A 16666-nucleotide genomic window follows, 5' to 3' on the forward strand; every position below is an offset into this window, starting at 1 on the left:
GACCCAGTGAGGGGGGTCACAGGATTGCGTGCCGTGTTTGCGCAACCCCCCGCCACCCGTTATGGTCCCGTAACCGTGCCGGTCGAGACCAACTGTTTCGGATCGGTATGCCCACAGTCACGTCGGTGTTCGTCGGGGACGGCATCGCCCGCAGGGCAGCTGCCCGTGCGGGAATGTCAGGGGACGACGCTGACTGCGGGTGTCCTGGCCATGCGTGAAAGGGATTGACCCTGTGACTGGTAGCTACGGGCGCGCAGACGCGAGCTCGTCGTCGGCCCCGGTCGGCTCGACGGCTCTGCTCGACCGACCGAGCGACCCAGAGTTCTCCTCCGACCCGCAGATCACGCGGGACGACATCCTCGCCGTGCTCGGCCCCGACGCCGACGCACTCATGGCCGAGGCCAATGTCGATGTGGACGAGCTCATCCGGCTGATCAGCGCCGAGACCACGATGCTCCCGGCGATCGTCGACACCCCCGCCACGCCGGATGCGGCTGCGGGCACGAGTGCCGACGAGCCCGAGGGCGGCCTCGCGGGCGCGATCAAGACGTGGAAGAAGCGGTTCCTCAAGGGATCGGTTCTCGCCATGCTGATCACGCTCACCGGCGGCGGTGCGGCGGCGCTGGCGATGAACAAGAGCGTCACGCTCGACATCGACGGGAACGAGCAGACCGTCCGCAGCTTCGGCGACACCGTCGGCGAGGTCCTCGACGACGCCGATATCGACGTCGGTAAGCACGATGCGCTGTCCCCCTCGCCGCAGGCGGAGGTCGGTGACGGCGGCGTCATCACACTCGAGCGCGGCCGCCACATGACCGTGTCGGTCGACGGTGACCAGCGCCAGGTGTGGGTGCGCGCCACCACCGTGGACGAGGCGCTCACCCAGCTCGGACTCCAGGACCTCGCGGACCAGGGGGCGAAGTTCTCCGCGCCGGTCGGCAGCGACGTGCCGCTCGACGGCATGACGCTCGAGGTCATGACGCAGAAGGGCGTCACGGTCTACGACGGCGGCAACGAGCCCCGCGAGGTGACCACTCACGCGGTCACCGCAGGCGACCTGGTCAACGAACTCGGTCTGGATCTCGGGCCGCAGGACCGGCTCGAGAGCGGCCCGAAGGCGAACCTCAAAGATGGGGCCGAGGTCTACATCAGCCGCACCGGCGTGTCGGTGGTGAAGCAGAAGGAGACCATCGAGCCCGAGGTCCGCACCATCGAGGATCCCGAGATGGAGCAGGGCAAGGAGGTCGTCGAGAAGCCCGGCAAGGCCGGCGAGGAGCTCGTCAGTTACCGGGTGACCAAGGAGAACGGCGCGGAGATCGCCCGCGAGGAGATCGACTCCGAGGTGCTGAAGCAGGCCAAGGAGAAGGTCGTGCGCGTGGGCACCAAGGAGCCCCCGCAGCCGCAGATCTCCGGCGGGGCCGTGTGGGACCGGCTGGCGCAGTGCGAGTCCACCGGCAACTGGTCCATCAACACCGGCAACGGCTACTACGGCGGCCTGCAGTTCAACAAGCAGACCTGGGACGCCTACGGCGGCTCGCAGTACGCCGCCTACCCGCACGAGGCCAGCCGCGAGCAGCAGATCGACATCGCGACCAAGTTGCGCGACGCGCGGGGCGGCTACAGCGCCTGGCCCCACTGCGCCTCACAGCTCGGCCTGCCGACGTAACGTCGACGGCCCGGAAATCCGCAGCGGCCCGGCACCCCTTCGCAGGGTGCCGGGCCGCGTTGTGCTGAACTCATCCGCGTGACCGCTGAACCACCGGGGCTGCTCGGGCCCGCCGAGATCCGGCAGCTCGTCGCCGAACTCGACGTCCGTCCGACGAAGAAGCTCGGCCAGAACTTCGTCCACGACGCCAACACGGTGCGCCGGATCGTCGAGCTCGCCGAGGTCGGCCCGGATGCCGCCGACACCGTCGTGCTGGAGGTCGGGCCCGGTCTGGGTTCCCTGACCCTCGGCCTGCTCGGCACGGGAGCGCGTGTGGTGGCGGTGGAGCTCGATCAGGCGCTTGCGGGGCGGCTCGAGCGCACGGTCGTCGCACACGCTCCCGACGCGGCGTCCCGGCTGACGGTCGTCGCCGACGACGCGCTGCGGATCGGCCACCGGCAGGTCGGCGAGCCGGACGCGCTCGTGGCCAACCTGCCCTACAACGTCGCGGTCCCGGTGGTGCTGCACCTGCTCGCCGAGCTGCCGTCGCTGCGGCGCGTGCTGGTGATGGTCCAGACCGAGGTGGCCGACCGCATGGCGGCGGGGCCCGGCGGCCGGGTGTACGGCGTGCCGAGCGTGAAGATCGCCTGGTACGGCACGGCGCGCAAGGTCGCGGCCGTGCCGAGGTCGGTGTTCTGGCCGATGCCGAACGTCGACTCGTCGCTCGTGGCCTTCGACCGCGGGCCGGAGCGCACCGACGTCGACCGCGACGCCGTGTTCGCCGTCGTGGACGCGGCGTTCGCGCAGCGCCGCAAGACGTTGCGCGCGGCGCTCGCCTCGTGGGCGGGGTCGGCCGAACGCGCGGGGGAGATTCTCACCGCCGCGGGCGTCGATCCGCGTTCCAGAGGCGAACAGCTGGGTATCGACGAGTACGTGGCGATCGCCGGGGCGGCCGCAGTGGCGTGACGTCCGCGCCGCCGGTCGTCGGGTCGCCGACGGTGTGATCTACGCCCGTCGACTTGCCATGGCGGCCGGGTTTCCGGTCTACTGTATGGGATTTCCATCCCGAGCGACCGAGAGACCTGGCTCGTCGACGTCGCAGCAACCTCCCCCGAGGACGGTGCTACCGCCAGGAGCGATGGAGGAACGCGATGTATGTTTCCGAGCCGCTCACCCGGCGTCGAGTAGTCGATCACCGGCGACGCACCGTGTCTGCGTGTCGTCGCTCCACCGCCTTGGCCTGAGCGCGCAGCGTCGCCGCCGTGCGACGAGACGCAGCCGCCGACCCGGGAACCGGCCGCTGAGCCGGAGCGGGCAGCGAAGCTCAGCGCCGCCGTTGGATCCGATCTTCCGCCGTTTCTCCCGGCCCCGGTCCGTGACCGAGTGTGCCGGTGAGCCGTGAGCTGTCTTGGAGCTGTTGTGATCACCGTCGAGAACGTCAGTAAGTCGTTCCGCCCCACCGAATCCGACGCGCCCGTGCAGGCGCTGCACGAGGTCAACCTGGACGTGGATGCGGGTGCACTGTTCGGCGTCGTCGGCGAACCGGGTGCAGGCAAGTCGACACTGGCGCGCTGCGTCGGGTTGCGCGAGCGGCCCGACCGCGGCTCGGTCCGCTACGACGGGCTGAACACGACGACCTTGGACGGCCGCAAGCTGCGGGAGGCGCAGAGCCAGGTGGCGGTGGTCGACTCGCGCCTGCGCCCGGAGCGGACCGTGGCCGGCAACGTCGCCGCCCCGCTGGAGCGGGTGGGCGTGGACGGATCGCGCAGGCGGCAGCGCGTCGCCACGCTGCTGGACGTGATCGGGCTGACCCGTGCGGCCGCCCAGGTGCCGGCCGACCTGACTCCGGGCCAGCAGCGCCGGGTGTCGGTAGCGCGGGCGCTGGCGGGTGGACCCGCGGTGCTGCTCGCCGACGACCCGACCGAGGGCGTCGACGCCGACGAGAGCGGTGCGGTCCTGTCGGTGCTGGATCGCGCGCGCGCCGAGCTGGGCGCGACCGTGCTGCTGACGACCTCGGATGAGGGAGTGGCGCGCCGCGTGTGCGACGACGTGGCGCTGTTGGACCACGGTTCGATCGTCGAGAGCGGCAACCTGCTCACGCTCGCGGGCACCCGTGGCAGTCGCATCGCCGACGAGCTGCTGCCCTCGGTCGAGACCTCCCCGTCGGAGGCGGCACGCTTCGACGTCGTGGTGGACGTGGTGCTGGTCGGGTTCGCCTCGGTCGGTGCGCTGCTGCCGGAGGCGGGGAGCCGCTTCGACGTCGACATCGCGACGATCGGCGGCGGACTGACGCGATTCGGCGACACGCCGGTGGCGCGGTTCCGGATCGGCCTGCGCGGTCAGCGGGCCGACGCCGCACTGGCGTGGATGGCCGAGCGCGGCGCCCACGTCACGCACACGCTCTGCGGCCTCCGCACCGTCGCGGCCTGACCCGTCGCGCGTGTTCTGCACTCCGGATCAATAGCGATCACATAGCAAAATCGACGTAAATCGCTATACTAGAGCTATGAGTACGGAAATCCGGCAGTCGGACCTGCGGAACGACAATGCCGCGATCATGCGACGAGTGTCCGCGGGTGAAGCCTTCGTCGTGACGGTGAACGGACGCCCGGTCGCCGACGTTCTGCCGCACCAGCGGGACACGACACGCCGGTTCGTGCCGGTCGACGAGGCGGCGCGGTTGCTCGGCCGGCAGACGCTCGATCGTGCTGCGTGGGTTGCCGACGTCGCCGACGTGCCGTTCCCGGACGAGGTCGAGGATCCGTGGGAGCGGTGACACGGCGCGGTTTGCTCGACACGTCGCTCGTGATCGACTACCCGGCCGAGAAGGTGGCTGCGGTGGTCGACGAAGTCGCTGTGGCGGCGATCTCGGTGGGTGAACTCGAATACGGTGTGACGGCCGCGAAGGATCCCGTCGTTCAAGTGCAACGGCGACATGCGCTCCAGGCCGTGACCGCGGCGTTCGACGTGTTGCCGTTCGACGCCGACTGCGCCGAGTACTACGGAGCGTTGGCAAGTGCCGTTCGCGCCGCGGGTCGGGATCCGCGGCCGCGGCGCCTCGACCTGCAGATCGCGGCCACCGCTGTCCGCTACGGGCTGGTGTTGCTGACGCGGAACGCCGATGACTTCAAGGGCATCGAGGAGTCGCTGGTCGTCCAGGACCTGCTTGCGCCGTCTCGTTCCTGACGGCTCGCAGTGCGGTCCTCGTGCGGGAGCGTCGGTGTCGGCCGACTCGTCACGTCGACGCGGCTGTTCCCGTCCCCGCCGGGGTGCCAAGTATCCTGGGTATGTGCTTGCCGTCGTACCGACCCCTGTGACCGTCACGGTGCCGTCCAAGGTCAACGTGCACCTCGCGGTGGGACCGGCGCGCGACGACGGGTATCACGAGCTGACCACCGTGTTCCAGGCACTGTCGCTGACCGACACGGTGACTGTCTCGGTGGCCGAGGAGTCGTCGATGCACGTGGCAGGCGAGGGCGAGAAGATCGTGCCGCGCGACGAACGCAATCTGGCGTGGCGCGCGGTCGACGTCCTCGCCGAACACCTGGACACGACCCCGGCGGAGCTGGGCCCCGTACGGATCGCGCTGGAGAAGGGCATCCCGGTGGCAGGCGGTATGGCCGGAGGCAGCGCCGATGCGGCGGGTGCGTTGCTCGCGCTGTCGACGTTGTGGAAGCTCGACCTCTCGCGGGACGAGCTCACGCGGCTGGCGGGGAAACTCGGCAGCGACGTGCCGTTCTCGCTCGTCGGCGGCACAGCGCTCGGCACGGGCCGGGGTGAGGAGCTGTTGCCGGTCCTGACGCGGCACACCTTCCACTGGGTGCTGGCGTTCGCCCAGCGCGGTCTCTCGACGCCCCGCGTGTACCAGGAACTCGACCGGCTCCGTGACGTCGGCGACCCGCCATCCGCGGTCGGGGACCACGACGTGGTCATCGAGGCACTGGCCTCGGGAGACCCGCATCGGCTGGCCGAGCTGATCGGCAACGACCTGCAGATCGCGGCGGTGTCGCTGCGCCCGGAACTGCGGCGCACGCTGCGCGCGGGCGTCGAGGCGGGTGCGCTCGCGGGGCTGGTGTCCGGCTCGGGGCCGACGTGCGCGTTCCTGTGCGAGGACGCCGAGTCCGCGGTGCAGGTCTCCGCGAGACTGTCCGGGGCCGGGGTGTGCCGGACGGTGCGGGTCGCCAGTGGTCCGGTTCCGGGCGCCCGCGTTGTCGAGCCGGACGGTGGCCCGTCGGGTGGCGAACCGCCGTGGGACCCCAGGCCGCCGCAGGCGCACGCATGAAGCTCGTCGAGTTCCCGGTCCGGTCGGCGGGCCGGTGGGCCCGATCCGGTGTGAGGACCTGCGGGAGACGGCGGGCCGCACTGTCACCATCGGCCACGCGATCCGCGTGGTCGCACAGCGTTTCCGCATGGCGCGAGAGGTTTGTCTGACGCATGGCCAATCTGGTCAATCTCGAATCGGTGAGCAAGTCCTACGGTGTCCGGCCGCTGCTGGACGAGGTGTCCCTCGGTGTCGGCGAAGGTCAGCGCATCGGCGTCGTCGGGCTCAACGGCGGCGGCAAGACGACGCTGCTCGAGGTGCTCGCCGGCATCACCGACCCCGACTCGGGGCGGGTGAGCCGGGTGCGCGACCTGCGGCTGGGGGTCGTCACTCAGCGCACCGAGCTGCCCGAGGGCAGCACCGTGGGCGAGGTCGTACTGGCGGGTTTCGACGCCGAGCACGAGTGGGCCTCCGATGCGCGGGTGCGGTCCATCGTCGACGGGCTCGGTATCGGGGACATCGGCCTGGACACGGCGACGGCCAACCTGTCGGGTGGTGAGCGCCGCCGGGTCGCACTGGCGGCCACCCTCGTCGGTGAGCTCGACCTGGTCGTGCTGGACGAGCCCACCAACCATCTCGACGTCGAAGGTGTGCGCTGGCTGGCCGATCACCTGCTCGCACGCAGGTCCTCGCTCGTGGTCGTCACCCACGACCGCTGGTTCCTCGACACCGTGTGCGGCCGGACGTGGGAGGTCACGTCGGGCCGGGTCGAGCAGTACGAGGGCGGCTACGCGGACTGGGTGTACGCCCGCGCCGAACGCGCCCGGCTGGCTCAGGCCGCCGAGGAGAAGCGGCAGAACCTCGCCCGCAAGGAACTCGCGTGGTTGCAGCGCGGTGCGAAGGCGCGCACCTCCAAGCCGAAGTTCCGGATCGAGGCGGCCGAGGCACTGATCGCCGACGTTCCGCCGCCGCGCGACACGGTCGAGCTGATGAGCTTCGCCCGGCGCCGCCTCGGCAAGACCGTGCTGGAGCTGGAGGACGTGTCGCTGAGCGTCGGCGACCGGACACTGCTCGACCACGTCACATGGCGGATCGGCCCCGGTGACCGGATCGGCCTCGTGGGCGTCAACGGTTCCGGCAAGACCACGCTGCTCAAGCTGCTGGCCGGGGAGAACGAACCGGAGACCGGCAGGCGGGTCGAGGGCAAGACCGTCCACCTGGCGCATCTCAAGCAGGAGCTCGACGACCTGCCCGCCGATCTGCGGGTGCTGCAGGCGGTGGAGCGCGTCGCCGCCCGGGTGCAGTTCGGCAAGCACGAACTGTCCGCGTCGCAGCTGGCCGAGAAGCTGGGTTTCCCGCCGAAACGGCAGTGGACCCCCGTGGGCGACCTCTCCGGTGGGGAGCGGCGCAGGCTGCAGCTGGTGCGGCTGCTCATGGCCGAGCCCAACGTGCTGCTGCTCGACGAACCCACCAACGACCTGGACATCGACACCCTGCAGCAGCTCGAGGACCTGCTCGACGGCTGGCCGGGCACGCTGATCGTCGTCTCGCACGACCGATATCTCACCGAGCGCGTGTGCGACAACGTCGTCGCATTGTTCGGCGACGGCGCGATCACCGGCCTGCCCGGCGGGATCGACGAGTACCTGCAGCGTCGGCAGACCATCGCCGATCGGCCGCAGGCGAGCGGTTCGGCCGCCGGCACCGGTTCCGACACGTCGACGAGTGCGGGACAGGACACGGCGAAACTGTCGAACGCCGAATGGCGGACGATCACCAAGGAGCTCGGCAAGTTGGAACGCAAGCTCGACGCGATCGCGCAGAAGGAGTCGAAACTCCACGCGGCGCTCGCCGATGCGGCGACCGAACCGGATCGGCTGATGGAGCTGAACAACGAGCTGAAGGCGTTGCAGTCGGAGAAGGACGAGCTCGAGCAGCGGTGGCTGGAGGCCTCCGAAGCCGTGGAGTGACGGCCACACCGTCGTTCCCGCGTGGCCTACCGTCGCGTGCCCGTGACGCGCGGTTAGTGTCAAGGGCATGAGCCGGTTCGTGGACACGATGATCGCCAGCGCACAGGCGGATGGCACGCAGCGGGGAATGGTCACGGGTGAGCCCTCGGAGCCCGTGCGGAGAACGTGGGCGGAGGTGCACGGGCGTGCCCGCCGTCTCGCGGGCGGCCTGACCGGTGGGGGATTCGATCCCGGTGGTGCGGTGGCGGTCCTCGCAGCCGCGCCGGAACTGATCGCCCCGACGGTGCAGGGCGTGTGGCTGGCGGGCGGCAGCGTGACGATGCTGCACCAGCCGACACCACGGACCGATCTGGCCGATTGGGCGGCCGACACGCTGCAGGTGCTGCGGATGATCGGGTCGGACCTGGTGCTGCTCGGCGAGCCGTTCGACCAGCTGGCTCCGGTACTGGACGAGAACGGGATCCAGTACCGCACGATCGAGACCCTGCTCGACGACGAGCCGATCGCGGAGCCGGTGGCGACCGACGAGGATGCACTGGCGCTGCTGCAACTCACGAGCGGTTCCACCGCCGAGCCGAAGGCCGTGCGGATCACCCACGGCAACCTCTACAGCAACATCAGCGCCATGGCGCGCCGGTCCGAGCTCGATCCCGGCAGCGACGTGATGGTGTCGTGGCTGCCGACGTTCCACGACATGGGCATGGTCGGTTTCCTGACCGTGCCCATGACGTTCGGTATCGAACTGGTCAAGGTCACGCCGGTGGATTTCCTGAGCGCGCCGCTGCTGTGGCCGGAGCTGATCACGCGCTACGGCGGGACCATCACCGCCGCGCCGAACTTCGCCTACGCCATCGTGGGCCGTAGGCTCGCCCGGGTCGACGACGATGATGCCTACGATCTGTCGACGTTGCGCATCGCGCTCAACGGTGCCGAGCCGATCGACGAGACCGCGGTGGCGGCGTTCGCCGATGCGGGCGGCCGGTTCGGCATGCCCGCCGAGTGCGTGTTCCCCGCCTACGGGCTCGCCGAGGCCACGCTCGCCGTGTCGTTCGCCCCGCTGTCGACCGGCCTGACCGTCGATGTCGTCGAGGCGGGGCCGTTGGAGTCGGAGGATCGCGCCGTCGTCGTTCCCGAAGGGGATACGCGGCGCGGAACGGAGCAGGTCCGCGGATTCGCCGTGCTGGGCAGGCCGCTCGACGGCATCGAGGCGCAGATCGTCGGCAACGGCGGCGACGTGCTCGGCGAACGTGAGGTCGGCGAGATCCGGCTGCGCGGCGAGGCGATCACGCCGGGATACCTGACCGTCGACGGGCCTGTGGAGACGCAGGACGCAGGCGGCTGGTTCGCAACCGGCGACATCGGTTACCTGGTCGACGGGCAGCTCGTCATCTGCGGCCGCAGCAAGGACGTCATCATCCTCGGCGGCCGCAACATCTATCCCACCGACATCGAACGGGCTGCGAGCTCCGTCGACGGGGTGCGGGCAGGCAACGCCGTGGCGGTGCGGCTCGAAGCGGGCACTCGCCGCGAGCGGTTCGCCGTCGTGCTCGAGTCGAAGGCTGCCGGCGACGAGGCCGAGGAGTCGCGCATCGTCAAGGAGGTCACTGCGCGCGTGCGGGACACCGTGGACGCGCGGCCCTATGCGGTCCTCGTTCTGCCCACGGGCAGCCTGCCGAAAACCCCGTCGGGGAAGGTGCAGCGCGGCGCGACCGCCGAACAGTACCGCGAGCGGATGGACGCCGGCGCCTGATACGCCGGGGGATCAGGCGCCGGGCGGACCGGTGGTTCAGCCGTCGGCCCGCTCCGGCACCGAGTCGGCTGCGGGAAGGTTCACGACCGGAATATCGGCGGTGGGGACGTCGCTGACCGCGGGCGAGTCGGTGCGAGCGGTGGGCACGTGGTGGGTGCTGCCGGTGACGCCGGTGCGCGCCAGCAGCGTGTCCTCGGCGGTGTCGAGGAACTCGTCGACGCTCTTCTCGTCGTACCCGCGCTTGCCGATCGGTGGCCGTCCGAATTGGACGTGGTGGACTTCGGCCGCCGTCAGGTCGTCCTCGTGGGAAAGGGTGCGCGCGATCCGGTCGATCAGCGCGTCGACCTCGTGCTTGGCGTAGCCGCGCCTGCCGAAACCGGAATCGGGGAAGGCGATGGTGCGTGCCTCGTCTGCCGTGATCGCCATGACCTGCACCTCCACGTCGGGTCCCTCGCGGCTTTCTGTGATAGCCGTGGCGGTGAGACGCCGGAAAGGGTGCAGCTATGATGCGACTCGATCAGGGGTATGGGAAAACCCTGTCGGGCGAGTTTGCACACTTGAGGTGACGCTCCGTGCCTGCCCCTGATGGAGTGGTACAGGTCAGGCTCGTCAGGAGCTGTGGAAGGCGTTCTGCGCCGCGGTCAGCCCCTGCGCGAGGAGCTCCTCGACGGCGTCGGCACCGCGGTCGACGTTCAGCGCCAGCTCGCGGCGCTCGGTCGTCGAGAAGTCCTTGAGCACGTAATCCGCGGCGTCCATCCTGCCGGGCGGCCTGCCGACACCGAAACGTACGCGGAAGTAGTCCTTGGTGCCGAAGGACTTCGTGATCGAGCGCAGTCCATTGTGGCCGTTGTCGCCGCCGCCGAGCTTGAGCCGCACGGAACCGTAGTCGACGTCGAGCTCGTCGTGGACGACGACCAGACCACTCGCGTCGATCTTGAAGAAGCGGGCCGTGCCCGCGAGCGGGCCGCCCGAGAGATTCATGTACGAGCGCGGTTTCGCCAGCACCACCTTGCGCCCGCCGAGGCGTCCTTCGAGGACCTCGGCGCCGCTCTTGTGTGCCTTGAACTTCCCGCCGATACGGGAAGCCAGCTCGTCGACAACCATGAAGCCCACGTTGTGCCGGTTGCCGGCGTAACGGGGGCCGGGATTGCCGAGGCCGGCGAGCAGTACCTGCTCGCCGGCCCCGGGAAGATCGCTAGCCATGTCGCGTCGGAGGAGGGAGTGTCAGCTCTCCGAGCCCTCGTCGGAGGGCTCCTCGGTCACACCGGCACCCTCGGCGTCGACGTCGGCCTCCATGGCTTCCTCGGTCGGCGCCTCGTTCACGGCGACGACCAGCATCTCCGGGTCGGTCACCAGCTCCGCACCGCGCGGCAGCGTGACGTCCGACGCGTGCACGGTGTGGCCCGCTTCGGCACCGTCGATGTCGACCTCGAACTGCTCCGGGATGTGCAGCGCCTCGACCTCGATCTGCACGGTGTCGACGTCCTGGTTGACCAGGGTGCCGGGGGCCGCGGTACCGGTGAGGCTGATCGGCACGTCGACCGTGACCTTCTCGCCGCGGCGGACGACGAGCAGGTCGACGTGCTCGATGTAGTTCTTGAGCGGGTGGACCGTGACGGTCTTGGTCAGCGCCATCTCGGTCTTCTTGCTCTCCGACCCGACGACGTCGAGGGCCAGGACGGCGTTCTGGCCGTTCTCCCTGACGACACGGGCGAAGTCGACGGCCGGCAGCGCGAAGTGGCGCGGGTCCTCGCCGTGGCCGTACAGCACCGCGGGGATCTTGCCGGCACGGCGGGTGCGGCGAGCCGCTCCCTTGCCGAACTCGTTACGGGGTTCGACGGTCAGGCGTACCTCGGACACGGTGATGCACTCCTCGCGGTGGGGCCCTGGTGGATGGGGCGCTGGCTTGCTCGGTCTTACTGGGCGTTCTTGGTCTTTTGGGCGCTGTTGGTCTTATTGGGCGTTGCCGGCTGCTGGTTGGTGAGTTCGGCGCTGTGTGGCTGTCCGGCGGCGAGTACCACGACGCGCGCACACGGGTGGCCTCTCAAGCCGCCGCGTCGATCACGTCGGGCGCCGGACTCGCATCCGGCCCCGCCTCGCCGAGACAACTCGCCCAGTGTAATCCAGCCGGAACGGTGCTTGACCCCGGCCCCGGCTTGTGCAAATGCTCGGCGGGGCCGGGCGCTGCGGGCCGATGCCGACGCCGCTGCCGACACCGACACGACGCCGACAGCGGCACGACGCCGACACGACACGACGCGGCCCCGGGGCGGCACGTCGGGCCGCTCCGGGGCCGGGCGAAACGGGCCCCACCGGACGGGCGCCCGGCGGCATCCGAGCGGTTCACGCGGCGGTGCCGGTCAGGGGCGCCGGGCAGGCGCGTCGGGGTGCACCCTCGGGCTGGGCCGTCAGGCAGGGATGCCAGGCGGAAGGGTCAGGCACAGGGGTCGGGTGCTGGGTTCAGGCACTGGGTTCAGGCACTGCCGTCGAACAGGCTCGTCACCGAGCCGTCCTCGAAGACCTCCTGGATCGCGCGCCCCAGCAGCGGAGCGATCGACAGCACGGTCATCGTCGGGAACCGCTTCTCCTCCGGAATCGGCAGCGTGTTCGTGACGATCACCTCGCGCGCCTTGGAGTTCGCGAGGCGCTCGGTCGCCGGGTCGGACAGAATGCCGTGCGTCGTGGCGATGACGACGTCGGAGGCACCCTGTTCGAGCAGCGCGTCGACGGCCTTGCTGATCGTGCCGCCGGTGTCGATCATGTCGTCGATCAGCACGCAGAGGCGGCCGTTGACATCGCCGACGACGCGGTTGGCCACCGCCTCGTTCGGTTTGTCCGGATCGCGCGTCTTGTGAATGAACGCGATCGGCCGGTCACCGAGCTGCTGGGCCCACTTCTCGGCGAGACGCACTCGGCCGGAGTCGGGGGAGACGACCGTGATGTCGTGGTCGCTGTAGTGCTCGTTGATGTAGTCGGCGAGCACGTTCTGGCCGTGCAGGTGGTCGACCGGGCCGTCGAAGAAGCCCTGGATCTGCGCGGTGTGCAGGTCGACGGTCAGGATGCGGTCGGCGCCCGCCGTCTTGAGCAGATCGGCAACCAGGCGCGCCGAGATCGGCTCACGGCCCTTGTGCTTCTTGTCCTGCCTCGAATACGGATAGAACGGCACGATCGCCGTGATGCGCTTGGCGCTGCCCCGCTTGAGCGCGTCGATCATGATCAGCTGTTCCATCAGCCACTCGTTGATCGGCGGGGAGAAGCTCTGGATGACGAAGGCGTCGGTGCCGCGCACGGACTCCTCGAAGCGGACGTAGATCTCGCCGTTCGCGAACGTGTGCACCGTCTGCGGGGTGACCGTCACATTGAGGTTCTTCGCGACCTCTTCGGCGAGCTCGACGTGTGAACGCCCCGAGAAAAGCATCAGGTTCTTCTTGGGCGTTCCGGACTTCGGACTCATGCTGGCGACTCCCCGTCGGTGTCGGTTTCCTCCTGGCCGGCGGCGGCCTTCTCGGCGGCCTCCGCCGCTGGGGTACCCGGCCTGCGCCGCGGCACCCAGCCTTCGATGTTGCGCTGCGGTGTCCCCGACACCGCGAGCGCACCTGGCGGGACGTCCTCACGGATCACCGTGCCGGCGCCGCTGTAGGCACCGTCCCCCACGGTGACCGGGGCGACGAACATGGTGTCCGAGCCCGTGCGGACGTGCGAACCGATCGTGGTGTGGTGTTTGGCCGTACCGTCGTAGTTGACGAACACGCTCGAGGCACCGATGTTGCTGTGCCGGCCGATCGTCGCGTCACCGACGTAGGTCAGATGGGGCACCTTCGTACCGGTGCCGATGTCGGCCTTCTTCGTCTCGACGAACGTGCCGATCTTACCGGCCTCGCCCAGCTTCGTACCGGGGCGCAGATAGGCGAACGGCCCGACCGACGCGTCGTCGCCGATCACCGATTCGCTGCCGTGGGTGCGGACGACGCTCGCGCGCTCGCCCACGCGCACGTCCGTCAGTGTCGAGTCCGGTCCGACAGTCGCGGCGGTACCGACGGTCGTGCCGCCCCGCAGCTGCACGCCCGGCTCGAGGACGACGTCGCGGGAGAGCGTGACGTCGAGATCGATACGCGTGGAGGCCGGGTCGACGACCGTGACGCCCTCGCGCTGCCAGTGCGTGACGATGCGGCGGTTGAGTTCGGAGCCGAGCGTCGACAGCTGGACGCGGTCGTTGACCCCTTCCGTCAACCACGGATCGGCCACGGGCTGCGCGCCGACCCGGCGACCGTCGCCGCGGGCGATCCCGAGGATGTCGGTGAGGTAGAGCTCGCCCTGGGAGTTGTCGGTCGACAGCCGCGACAGGCCGTCGGCCAGGACCGCGGCGTCGAAGGCGTACACCCCGGAGTTGATCTCGGGGATGGTGCGCTGGGTCTCGTCGGCGTCCTTGTGCTCGACGATCCCGGTGACGGCGCCCTCGTTGTCCCGGAGGATCCGGCCGTATCCCGACGGATCGTCGAGTATCGAGGTGAGCACGGTGACGGCGTTGCCCTCGCGCTCGTGCGCGGTGAGGAACTCCGTCAGGGTCGGGGTGTCGAGCAGCGGAACGTCGCCGTAAGTGACCAGAACCGTGCCGGTGTTGCCGGAGGGGAGCGCCTCGAGTGCGCAGCGCACCGCGTGGCCGGTGCCACGTTGCTCCTCCTGTACCGCCGTTTTGACCGTGCGGCCGACCGCATCGGCGACGGCGCCGAGATGGGATCCGACCGCGTCGCGGCCGTGCCCGATGACGACCACGAGCTCATCGGGGCCGAGTCCTGCGGCGGCCCGGACGGCGTGTTCGACAAGGGGGCGCCCGGCGATCGGGTGCAGCACCTTCGGAAGGTCCGAACGCATGCGGGTGCCCTCGCCCGCAGCGAGGACGACTGTACTGAGCGGCCCGGTCACGGCACTCCTCGGGATTCGCCGGGAAAGGGGATTCACCGGAGGTTAATCCGGCCGGTCAACGATCCTACGTCGGTTCCCCGGCTCCGGACGTGGGGCCGTCCCCTGTTGCGGTCTCCGTTTCGCCGTCCGGCTGTACGCATGCGGCGACCTGGTTTCCGCCCCGGCGTTTCGCCTGGTACATGGCGGCGTCGGCGCGGGAGAGGACTTCTTCGCCACGCTCGCCCGCCCGGAGGGCTACCAGGCCGACCGACAGCGTCACGCCGTGCGACAGGTGCCGCGGTAGTTCGTCGACGGCCGCCACCGCGCGGTTCATGGCCTGTTGGGCCGCCGCCAGCGTCGCGCCCGGCAGCAGTGCGACGAATTCGTCTCCGCCGTAGCGGGCCACGATGTCGTCGCCGCGCAGCGAGTCGCGGAGCGTGCTGGCAACCACCCGGAGCACGTCGTCGCCGTCGGCGTGGGAGCGCTGGTCGTTGACTCCTTTGAATCCGTCCAGGTCGATCAGTGCCACGGCGAGCGGTTCGGTCGCGGTCGACGTGGCGAACCCGTGGAGACGTCTGTCGAGCGCGCGGCGGTTGGGCAGGCCGGTCAGCGGATCCTGCAGTGCCTGCTGCGTGATCGCACCGTGTGCGGCCGACAGCCGTTCGTGTTCGCGGCGGGTGTCGAGCGCGGCGCTCTGTGACTCGCGCATGGACCACAGTTCCGCTTCGAGCGCGCCAGCGTAGTCGGCCAGCTGTGCCCGCGGTTCGCCGATGTCGTAGCGGTCGGCGAACCGGGCGAGCTCGTGGATGAGGCCGATGCGCATCGACGGCTGCGGGTACTCCTCGGGAATGTGGTGGCGATCCTCCATGAGCAGCCGGAACGCCTCGTCGTGTTCGCCGATCGACTCCAGACAGCGGGCCAGCGCGATCGCCAGCAGCGGGTTGTCGTACGGGTACACGGGCGTGGCCCGGAGGCTGCGGAGCCGATCGATGTGCGCGTCGCTGGGGGCGGCGAGTGCCAGCGCGGACGCCAGCGACGCGACCTGGTCGACCGCGGCCACCCCGGCGTGACGGGGGAACAGCGACTCGGCGAACGGTGCCTCGACGGCGATCGCCATCGAGGCGGCCGTGCGGAACCGCTCGCCCGCTTCGTCGCTGCGGCCGACCCGTTCGAGCCGCAGCCCCCAGCCGAGCAGCATCTTCACGCGGTTCATCAGCAGCATCGTGATCTCGTGCGGCCCCGCGCTGTCGCGGACGGCCTGGTGGGCACGGGTGATCACCTCTTCGGCGACCTCGTAGACGCCGAGCTGGTTGAGCACGATCCAGCAGTCGTTGAGGGCGGTCGAGAGCAGCCTGTCCCAGGCGCGCCTGCCCAGTCCCAGTTCCTGTGACGGTGGATCGTCGAGCAACGCCAGTGCCCTGGCGATCTCCGTCAGCGCCGCGTCGTCGTGACCCGCGAGTACGAGGCGGCGACCACGGAGGGCGTGTGCGTCCGCACGCAGCAGCGTCGCACCGTGCCTGCTCGTGTGGGCGAGCATCTCGTCGAGTTGACGTCCCGCCTGGTCGGCGGCGCTCGCGCTGATGAGCCGCGACAGTGCCGCGGCGCGCAGCATCTGGGCGACGATCAGTGGTTCACCGCGCCGCTGGGTCTCGTGGAGCAGCTTGTCGACTCTGGTGATGATCTCCTGCTGCTCGTGCTTCTCGCTGCGTTGGACGAGAGCGATCAGTTCGCGGGCACGCCCGAGCAGCCAGGCGTCGGTCTTGTCACCGAGTGCCGGTGCGGGATCCTGCGGCGTCGTTCCGGCGGCGGGTGTACTCGAGTCCGCTGGGAACCCGGCGCCTGCGGCCGCAGTGGATGAGCCCGCGCCGCGTTCGGCGGCCACGCCGCCGGGGGCGACGTCGGGTTCGGCCGCGACCTTGGACTCTTCGCCGTCCAGCGGACACACACCCCCTGGGCTGCCGGGACTCCGCTCTGCTCCGCCGCCAGGGCTCGAACCTGGACTTTCAGAACCAAAATCTGAAGTGCTGCCATTACACTACGGCGGATTGCGCCTGGTCAGGATATCCACTGCAGGTTGCACGCTGCGCGCAGGTCCGGGGGTGAGTTTTCGCCTCTCCCCCGATCGGGAAACCTCCTGT

At 70.0% G+C, this 16666-nt stretch carries 14 protein-coding genes, 1 tRNA gene and 1 riboswitch; of the genes, 8 read left to right on the plus strand and 7 right to left on the minus strand.

From position 1 onward, the window contains the following. Positions 1 to 295: 295 nt before the first annotated feature. The 8 genes from LY41_RS08585 (at position 296) to LY41_RS08620 (ending at position 9626) form a co-directional block, all read left to right on the plus strand. Complete coding sequence (locus LY41_RS08585; RefSeq protein ID WP_253864049.1) at positions 296 to 1666, plus strand: resuscitation-promoting factor; 1371 nt, start codon at positions 296 to 298, stop codon at positions 1664 to 1666. Between the two features lie 78 nt (positions 1667 to 1744). Next, complete coding sequence (gene rsmA, locus LY41_RS08590) at positions 1745 to 2611, plus strand: 16S rRNA (adenine(1518)-N(6)/adenine(1519)-N(6))-dimethyltransferase RsmA (protein ID WP_253863339.1); 867 nt, start codon at positions 1745 to 1747, stop codon at positions 2609 to 2611. A gap of 91 nt (positions 2612 to 2702) precedes the next feature. Continuing rightward, positions 2703 to 2790, plus strand: a riboswitch (SAM riboswitch). A gap of 274 nt (positions 2791 to 3064) precedes the next feature. Next, on the plus strand, positions 3065 to 4075 hold the full coding sequence (locus LY41_RS08595) for a methionine ABC transporter ATP-binding protein (protein ID WP_253863340.1): 1011 nt from the start codon (positions 3065 to 3067) through the stop codon (positions 4073 to 4075). A gap of 76 nt (positions 4076 to 4151) precedes the next feature. Continuing rightward, positions 4152 to 4421: a type II toxin-antitoxin system Phd/YefM family antitoxin gene (locus tag LY41_RS08600; protein ID WP_253863341.1), complete on the plus strand. Its 270-nt coding sequence runs from the start codon at positions 4152 to 4154 to the stop codon at positions 4419 to 4421. Further along, positions 4418 to 4831, plus strand: a complete 414-nt coding sequence (locus LY41_RS08605; RefSeq protein ID WP_253863342.1) for a type II toxin-antitoxin system VapC family toxin — start codon at positions 4418 to 4420, stop codon at positions 4829 to 4831. Before LY41_RS08600 ends, LY41_RS08605 begins: the two co-directional genes overlap by 4 nt. A gap of 103 nt (positions 4832 to 4934) precedes the next feature. Then, entirely contained in the window at positions 4935 to 5927 is a 993-nt protein-coding gene (locus LY41_RS08610) for a 4-(cytidine 5'-diphospho)-2-C-methyl-D-erythritol kinase (protein ID WP_253863343.1), read from the plus strand. A 152-nt stretch (positions 5928 to 6079) separates the two neighbouring features. Continuing rightward, entirely contained in the window at positions 6080 to 7876 is a 1797-nt protein-coding gene (locus LY41_RS08615) for an ABC-F family ATP-binding cassette domain-containing protein (RefSeq protein WP_253863344.1), read from the plus strand. Between the two features lie 67 nt (positions 7877 to 7943). Next, positions 7944 to 9626, plus strand: a complete 1683-nt coding sequence (locus tag LY41_RS08620; RefSeq protein WP_253863345.1) for a fatty acyl-AMP ligase — start codon at positions 7944 to 7946, stop codon at positions 9624 to 9626. Between the two features lie 36 nt (positions 9627 to 9662). Here the strand turns inward: LY41_RS08620 and LY41_RS08625 are convergent, their stop codons facing one another. The 7 genes from LY41_RS08625 to LY41_RS08655 form a co-directional block, all read right to left on the minus strand. Further along, on the minus strand, positions 9663 to 10052 hold the full coding sequence (locus LY41_RS08625; RefSeq protein WP_253863346.1) for a DivIVA domain-containing protein: 390 nt from the start codon (positions 10050 to 10052) through the stop codon (positions 9663 to 9665). Positions 10053 to 10235: 183 nt separating this feature from the next. Further along, on the minus strand, positions 10236 to 10829 hold the full coding sequence (pth, locus tag LY41_RS08630) for an aminoacyl-tRNA hydrolase (RefSeq protein ID WP_253863347.1): 594 nt from the start codon (positions 10827 to 10829) through the stop codon (positions 10236 to 10238). Between the two features lie 21 nt (positions 10830 to 10850). Next, entirely contained in the window at positions 10851 to 11486 is a 636-nt protein-coding gene (locus LY41_RS08635; protein WP_253863348.1) for a 50S ribosomal protein L25/general stress protein Ctc, read from the minus strand. Positions 11487 to 12099: 613 nt separating this feature from the next. Further along, positions 12100 to 13080, minus strand: a complete 981-nt coding sequence (locus tag LY41_RS08640; protein ID WP_253863349.1) for a ribose-phosphate diphosphokinase — start codon at positions 13078 to 13080, stop codon at positions 12100 to 12102. Further along, positions 13077 to 14549 carry a bifunctional UDP-N-acetylglucosamine diphosphorylase/glucosamine-1-phosphate N-acetyltransferase GlmU gene (gene glmU / locus LY41_RS08645; protein WP_253863350.1) on the minus strand — a complete coding sequence of 491 codons (1473 nt, stop codon included), beginning with the start codon at positions 14547 to 14549 and terminating at the stop codon, positions 13077 to 13079. Before glmU ends, LY41_RS08640 begins: the two co-directional genes overlap by 4 nt. Positions 14550 to 14613: 64 nt before the next feature. Continuing rightward, a complete protein-coding gene (locus LY41_RS08650) occupies positions 14614 to 16275 on the minus strand; it encodes a GGDEF domain-containing protein (protein WP_253864050.1) in 1662 nt (553 codons plus the stop codon). A 227-nt stretch (positions 16276 to 16502) separates the two neighbouring features. Further along, positions 16503 to 16573, minus strand: a tRNA-Gln gene (locus LY41_RS08655). Positions 16574 to 16666: the final 93 nt, after the last annotated feature.

The sequence above is a fragment of the Prauserella halophila genome, assembly GCF_024171895.1.
Taxonomy (GTDB): Bacteria; Actinomycetota; Actinomycetes; order Mycobacteriales; family Pseudonocardiaceae; genus Prauserella; species Prauserella halophila.

Coding starts and splice junctions, on each gene's coding strand:
- LY41_RS08620 (WP_253863345.1), top strand. CDS start 7,944: ATGAGCCGGTTCGTGGACACGATGATCGCCAGCGCACAGGCGGATGGC.
- LY41_RS08625 (WP_253863346.1), bottom strand. CDS start 10,052: ATGGCGATCACGGCAGACGAGGCACGCACCATCGCCTTCCCCGATTCC.
- LY41_RS08600 (WP_253863341.1), top strand. CDS start 4,152: ATGAGTACGGAAATCCGGCAGTCGGACCTGCGGAACGACAATGCCGCG.
- LY41_RS08615 (WP_253863344.1), top strand. CDS start 6,080: ATGGCCAATCTGGTCAATCTCGAATCGGTGAGCAAGTCCTACGGTGTC.
- LY41_RS08640 (WP_253863349.1), bottom strand. CDS start 13,080: ATGAGTCCGAAGTCCGGAACGCCCAAGAAGAACCTGATGCTTTTCTCG.
- pth (WP_253863347.1), bottom strand. CDS start 10,829: ATGGCTAGCGATCTTCCCGGGGCCGGCGAGCAGGTACTGCTCGCCGGC.